This is a genomic window from Aeromicrobium sp. PFPM2_SD2, assembly GCF_057364525.1.
The window spans coordinates 1-3,230 of record NZ_JBNFNZ010000296.1 but is presented as its reverse complement, the minus strand read 5'-3'; the positions used below and the strand labels follow the sequence as shown (position 1 = coordinate 3,230).

Below are 3,230 nucleotides of genomic sequence, written 5' to 3'. Positions count from 1 at the left end.
CGCCGGCCTTCGACCGCCTCGTCGCGGGTCGCGGAGCGGCTGCCGGTCCGACCACCCCCGGGGCGACCACGATCTCGGCCGGCATGAGCGGCGACCTCGAGGCCGCCGTCCACGCCGGCGCGACACACCTGCGCGTCGGGCGCTCGGTGCTCGGCGAACGCAGCACCACGCACTAATCTCAGACTTGTCATTTCCTCAGGAGGAGCAACCATGGCTGGCGCAATGCGGAAGATGGGCGAGTACCTCGGTCTCGTCGTCCAGGCCGACGACGAGGACTACGTCGACGAGCCCACCCCGGCGCGTGCCCCCGCGCCCCGGCAGCAGCAGCCCGCGCCCGTGGCGCACCTGGAGGAGCGCCGCAAGCCGGCCCCCGTGGCCACGCCGGCCGCTCCCACCGTCGAGTCGCTCGCGCGCATCGAGACGGTCACGCCGCGCACCTACAACGACGCCCGCACGCTCGGCGAGCACTACCGCGCCGGCGTCCCGGTGATCATGAACCTGTCGGAGATCGACGAGGAGGACGCCAAGCGTCTGGTCGACTTCGCCGCCGGGCTGGTCTTCGCCGTCCGTGGCACGATCAACCGCGTCACCCCCAAGGTGTTCCTGCTGTCGCCGGAGAACGTCGTCGTGAGCGACGAGGACCGGCAGCGGATCGTCGAGGGCAGCTTCTTCAACCAGAGCTGAGCGCGCGTGCAGATCGTCGGATCCCTCATCGGGCTGGTCCTGTGGCTGGCCCTCGTCCTGCTCATCGCGCGCTTCGTCCTGGACTGGGTGCAGCTGCTGGCCCGGGGCTGGCGCCCCAGCGGCTTCGTGGCCGTGCTGTGCGAGGTCATCTACACGCTGACCGACCCGCCGCTGCGGCTCGTGCGCGGCCTGGTGCCGCCCATCCGCCTGGGTGGTGCCGCGCTCGACCTGTCGCCGATGATCCTCATCATCGTGATCTACCTGCTGCAGATCATCAACGGCATGGTCTTCTTCTGAGCCGTTGCGACGGAGCCTGTGGCACCCAGCCGCGGGCACGGAGTACGGTTGACCCTGAACATCTTCCTGACCGTGACACATTTGAGGTGAACTCATGCCGTTGACGCCCGAGGACGTGCGCAACAAGCGCTTTACCCCCGTCCGTCTTCGCGAGGGCTATGACATGGGCGAGGTGGACCAGTTCCTCGACGAGGTCGAGGCGGAGCTCGAGCGCCTGACCAAGGAGAACGAGGAGCTCAAGGCCCAGCTCGCCGCAGCGTCCAGCGGTGAGGCCACCGGTGTCATCTCGGCGGTCCCCGCCCCCGCGACCACCGGGACGTTCCCGGCCGTCCAGGAGCAGGCCCCGGCCCCCGAGCCGGAGCCCGAGCCGGAGCCGGAGCCCGAGCCCGCGCCGGCCCCGCAGCCGGTCGTCCAGCCCGAGCCGGTCGTGGCGGCCGCCCCGGAGGCGGAGCGCAAGACGAGCATGTCCGAGGCCTCGACCGCCGCGGCGCGCCTGCTCGAGATCGCCTCGACCAACGCCGACCAGCTCATGGAGTCGGCGAAGGAGGAGGCCGACCGCATCGTGGGCGAGGCCAAGACGAAGGCCGAGCGCATCCTCAACGAGGCTCGCGGCAAGGCCGACCGCCTCGAGACCGAGTCGCGCATCCGTGCGCAGAAGCTCGACGAGGAGACCAACGAGCGTCGTCAGCAGTCCATCGCGGCCATCGAGCGGGAGCGCTACGAGCTCCAGCGCGACGTCGAGCACCTGCGGGCGTACGAGCGCGAGTACCGCGCCCGGCTCAAGAACTACTTCCAGAGCCAGCTCGACGGCCTGGAGGTCCAGGAGAACAGCACGTCGACGCCGGTCGAGGCGCCCACGCAGGCCGAGCCCAAGCGACTGCGCTCGCTGCTGGGCGACGACGACTCCTCGCTGTAAGCACGTCAGGATCACGAGGGCCCCGCACCGGTTGGTGCGGGGCCCTCGTGCGTCCGGGCGTCAGCCGACCGGTGCGGCGCGCTCTAGCGCGTCCGGCGCAGGGCCAGGGCGCCCAAGCCACCGGCCACGAGCACCAGGGCGGGGGAGAGGGCCAGGAAGGCCCACGCATCGCGCGACGGCCCCACCTCGTGGGCGACGCCGTCCACCCGCAGGGTGCGCGACCAGGCCTCCTTGCGGACGACGGCGCCCTCGCTCAGGAGCCGAGCCACCTCGCGGTCCAGGTGGCGCGGTGAGGCGTCGTCGAGGGCGACCATCCAGACGTCGTCGACGCCGGGGTGCTTCTCGTGCCGCAGCTCGACGGACGTCACCGTGCCTTCGAGCGCCAGGGGGAGCGTCGAGCGGGACAGGAACGCCCACGTCCCCAGGACCACGAGCAGCAGCCCGGTGGCCACGAGCGCGACGACCGCGGGGCGCAGGCGCTCAGGCGAAGGCAAGGCCGAACCCTCCCACCAGGAGTCCGGCCGCGGCGATCACCGCGAGCGGGACGGAGCGGTCGCGGGGCGCGGCCCCGACCATGCCGAGACCGGCGAGCACCGCGCCGAGGCTCTGGTTGGCCAGGTCGACGGGGTCGAATTCGGCGAGTCGGAAGATCGTCGCCTCGGTGCCGACGCCGAGCAGGACGGCGGTCCAGGTCAGGGCCACGACGACCCACGGTCGGCCGGGCAGCACGAGCGTCCCCACCGCGAGCAGCGCGTAGGTGCCGCCCGCACCGGCCAGGAAGTGGCCGGCGTAGTCGGTCCTGTCGGGGAACAGCGCCCAGTACGCCGCACCCGTGAGGACGACCGCGACCACCGACGGCAGGACCGCGGGGACGCGCGACGGGACGGGCACGTCCGGAGGCTACCGGTGCATCAGGCCTTCGTGAGGTCGAACGCCAGGCCGAGCTCGTCGTCGCGGAACGCCGTCGCGTCCGGCGCCTCGTCGACCGAGACGGCCAGCACCTCGTCGGCGATGAGGCCGGCGTGGGTGCGCAGCGCCTCGGCCGCCTCGCCGGTCGCGGTCCAGCGCAGCGCGATGCGGTCGCTGACCTCCAGGCCGGACGACTTGCGGGCCTCCTGCACGAGCCGGACGGCCTCGCGGGCCAGCCCGGCGCGGCGCAGCTCGTCGTCCAGCTCGAGGTCCAGGGCGACGGTCTCGCCCTGGTCGTTGACGACCGACCAGCCCTCGCGCGGACGCTCCGACAGCAGCACCTCCTCGGCGCTCACCTCGACGTCCTCGCCCTCGACCACGACGGTGGCGCTGCCGCCGTCGCGCAGCGCCGCGGCGAGCGCGG

Annotated in this window: 6 protein-coding genes; 3 read left to right on the top strand and 3 right to left on the bottom strand. The window is 72.6% G+C overall.

Annotated features, from left to right (window positions below):
• Nucleotides 1-210 precede the first annotated feature (210 nt).
• From AC2W7G_RS12400 to AC2W7G_RS12390, 3 genes are all read left to right on the top strand, one after another.
• Nucleotides 211-684, top strand: a complete 474-nt coding sequence (locus AC2W7G_RS12400; RefSeq protein WP_485868709.1) for a cell division protein SepF — start codon at nucleotides 211-213, stop codon at nucleotides 682-684.
• A 6-nt stretch (nucleotides 685-690) separates the two neighbouring features.
• Nucleotides 691-981: a YggT family protein gene (locus AC2W7G_RS12395; RefSeq protein WP_485868708.1), complete on the top strand. Its 291-nt coding sequence runs from the start codon at nucleotides 691-693 to the stop codon at nucleotides 979-981.
• 94 nt (nucleotides 982-1,075) lie between these two features.
• Nucleotides 1,076-1,897: a DivIVA domain-containing protein gene (locus AC2W7G_RS12390; RefSeq protein WP_485868707.1), complete on the top strand. Its 822-nt coding sequence runs from the start codon at nucleotides 1,076-1,078 to the stop codon at nucleotides 1,895-1,897.
• An 83-nt stretch (nucleotides 1,898-1,980) separates the two neighbouring features.
• Here AC2W7G_RS12390 and AC2W7G_RS12385 read toward each other — a convergent pair whose 3' ends face one another.
• The 3 genes from AC2W7G_RS12385 to AC2W7G_RS12375 all read right to left on the bottom strand — a co-directional run.
• Nucleotides 1,981-2,391, bottom strand: coding sequence for a hypothetical protein (locus AC2W7G_RS12385; RefSeq protein WP_485868706.1), 411 nt, complete (start codon nucleotides 2,389-2,391; stop codon nucleotides 1,981-1,983).
• The gene (locus AC2W7G_RS12380; RefSeq protein ID WP_485868705.1) at nucleotides 2,378-2,788 is read right to left on the bottom strand and encodes a hypothetical protein; all 411 of its coding nucleotides are present in this window, start codon (nucleotides 2,786-2,788) and stop codon (nucleotides 2,378-2,380) included. Before AC2W7G_RS12380 ends, AC2W7G_RS12385 begins: the two co-directional genes overlap by 14 nt.
• Before the next feature lie 20 nt (nucleotides 2,789-2,808).
• Nucleotides 2,809-3,230 (bottom strand): DUF5915 domain-containing protein (locus tag AC2W7G_RS12375; protein ID WP_485868704.1); only part of this gene is annotated, 422 nt, incomplete at its 5' end.

What these genes read in the sequence shown, in the direction of transcription:
- AC2W7G_RS12390 (WP_485868707.1), top strand. Translation starts at nt 1,076, where the DNA reads ATGCCGTTGACGCCCGAGGACGTGCGCAACAAGCGCTTTACCCCCGTC.
- AC2W7G_RS12400 (WP_485868709.1), top strand. Translation starts at nt 211, where the DNA reads ATGGCTGGCGCAATGCGGAAGATGGGCGAGTACCTCGGTCTCGTCGTC.